This is a genomic window from Helicobacter bilis ATCC 51630 (assembly GCF_000686565.1).
Taxonomy (GTDB): Bacteria; Campylobacterota; Campylobacteria; order Campylobacterales; family Helicobacteraceae; genus Helicobacter_A; species Helicobacter_A bilis.
The window spans coordinates 1-2,944 of the sequence record NZ_JMKW01000094.1; the positions used below are offsets into that span (position 1 = coordinate 1).

At 32.6% G+C, this 2,944-nt stretch carries 2 protein-coding genes; both read left to right on the forward strand.

Annotation, left to right across the window (positions count from 1 at the left end; all coding sequences use genetic code 11):
* On the forward strand, positions 1–2,350 hold a 2,350-nt coding region (locus T368_RS15970; RefSeq protein WP_034595260.1), incomplete at its 5' end, for a PBECR2 nuclease fold domain-containing protein.
* A gap of 180 nt (positions 2,351–2,530) precedes the next feature.
* A partial coding sequence (locus tag T368_RS0111105) for a putative barnase/colicin E5 family endoribonuclease (protein WP_027338502.1) occupies positions 2,531–2,944 on the forward strand: 414 nt, incomplete at its 3' end.

Sequence of the window (2,944 nt, forward strand, 5' to 3'; positions counted from 1 at the left end):
AAAGAATTTTATATTTCATAATCTCTATAAAGAGTTTATGAGTGCCACAAAAGCATTAAATAAGCCTTTAGCACAGCTAGACTTTAAACCTTTAAGTAATGAGATAAAAGCACTGCCATATAAAGCTAATGCTAACCTAAAAGCACATTTAAGAGATATTAATGCTAAGACAAATGAACTTTTAGATTCTATGCAGGAATTTAAAAACACTACAAAAGAGATAAAGCTATTGCCATATAATAAGCCTAGTGAAAATAAAGCAAATGAAGTGGATAGGTTTAGTAATGTGTTGGATTCTAAGCCCTTGCAACATGAAAGCTTTGTTAAACAAGATTTGAGAAAGAGAGTTTGGCAAGAAGGCGAACATTACGATGATAAGAATCCAAAATATTTTGACTATAAATACCTTGACAACAAAGAAATAATAAATGTGCCAGACTTTGCATTAAGCGATAGGGGAAAGGCAATAAAAAGGGTAGTGGCAGAAGAGCCAAAACAAAGAGAGTTAATAGAACAGATAAATGCAGGGCAGACAGAAAAATTCGATGAATTTATAGCTAAAGAGAGAGAAGCCATACAAGCATTAGGTTATCATTTGGGCGATAAGGAAGGTATGCAGCGATTTATAGATATGGCAAATATGCTGAAAGATGATAAACTAAAATGGCAATATTTACATAGAATAGTAAAGGACACTGAAGATATAAGATACCTTATGGAAGAAACTTCCCCTATGCTTGAAAAAGCATATAGAGATGTATCAAAAAAGTTAGACTCAAAAATAGAAGCAGAAAGGGCAAAAAAGAAAGCACTAAAAGAAGCAGAGAAAGCCGCAGAGATTGAGAGAATTGCAAACTATGATTTAGAAACAGCATATAAAGAAAAAGCACATTTAGAAAAGATTATGCAAAGCAATCGCAATGATTACAGCCCTTATAGTTTTAGCCCCGCACATAATAGTGAATTTTTAGATAAGTTGGATTTAGTAGAACAAAGAATAAGAGATTTAAAAAATCAATTACCAAATAAAGCACCACAAGAAAATAAACCCAGCAAAGTGGAAGCCCTAAAAGATTTTATAGATAATGCAAGATTTCAAGTCGATTATGCAACAAAAGCTAAGGGGACAGATACAGCCTTAAAGCTTATACAACAAATGATAAAGGATACAAATAACACTTATGAAGCAAAGTTTTTATATCGTTTGAAAAATGAAATATCTAGTGTAAAGGAAGCACCAAAAGACATTCACTTTACAGACAAAAAGGGTAAGGAACACATACTTACAAAAGAAGTGCAACAACAATGGTTAGATACATTTAACCTTAAAAGTTTAGATGATAGCTACATACCAAAGCATAGCGATGAGATTTTACAAGCTCTAGGCGGCAAAGAGATAAAACTGCAACTAGGAAGCCTTAAAAAGCTAGTATCACAAGGCAGAGAAAAATATATACCGCAGATTAAAGAAGTGTTAGATTCACCTGAAGCTATTATGCGTGATGATATGGGAGAATATCTCTTTATTAAGCATTTAAAAAATGATGATTATTTCGTAAATGTTAGTTTTGATAATGGAGAATATCTAATAAGTATTAGCAATGGAATCAAAGAAACAAGAAACCTTAATAATAAACTTAAAAAAGGCGGTAGTTTTATCTATCAATCTCCAAACTTCAATTCTATCTCGCAAAAGCTTTTACAGACCTCGCAATATTCAGCCAACAAGATTGACAGCGCCATTATACCACAAAGCACACAAGAAATCATAAAACAAGCAAAGGCAAGTGGCAAGAGTGTAAAAGAAACAGAATCTAAAGCACAACAAAAGGCTTTAAATAATGAAACAGCAGAAAATAACGCAAACAATGCGTGGCAAAAAGAATTTATAGAAAAAATCAAAAATGATGAAACAGGCGAGATTTTAGGATATTATCCACAAGGCGAAGCTTTAATCGTAGAGAGAAAAAACGATAAGGAATTAGACCTTATAAGCATTACAAAAGAAGCAGATGGCAGTTTATTTGCAACATATTTGGAAAAATCTATTACGAAAGAACAAGCACAAGAGCTTAAAAGCTTTTTGGAAAATGGCTTTAAAGGCAAAGAACAAAAGCTTTTAAAATTTTTAGAAAAAGAGCCTGTGAATATAGGGGATTTTAAATTAGTATTTATCCCAACTTTAGACAAATTTTTTAATCTAAAGCCATTTAATGATAATAAATTTACCGAGTTTTTTGTGCAAAGACATTTTGGAGAAGCACACATTCCATATACAAGTCTAGGCAAAGTATCACAGAAAGCAAACGATAATTTATACATTTATCATTTATATAGACAAGCTTTTTAAAGACAATGGCTATCCTTTTGGCATTTTAATCAATAATAAAAAAACAATACAACGCTTAACTAAAGATAAAGAATTAGATAAGATTAAAGGCAAAGGTGCGATAGAAGCTATGCTTATTGCAAAAATGGGACATATAGAAAATGCGTTTTACAAAGAGGGCTTGGGGGATATTGATGTAGTTTGGGGGGGGGGGGGGATTCTAACTTTGGATTAAAGCATATTTTAGACAAGCACGGAAGCGAGTTTGAAAACATAGCAAAACAGCTAGATGAGATTATACAAGATGGGGAAGTAGTAAAGCGACAAGGCAGAGATGAAGCTTATAATATAGAACATAAGGGTTTTAAAGTTGGCATAAATAAAGGATTTAATAAGCAAGGGGAAAATAAGTGGGTAGTAACTGCGTTTGATGATAATATAGAGAAAATCGCTAAGACAGCACCCGCTAACGATTCTACTAAAGGGGCGAGTCTCCCTTTAAACTCTAAAGACATTATACCACAAACCCCGCAAGAAATAGTTAAACAAGCACGAAAAAGTGGAAAAAGTGTAGCAGAGACAAAAGAATTACTACAAAAACATAAAAAAGAGGTA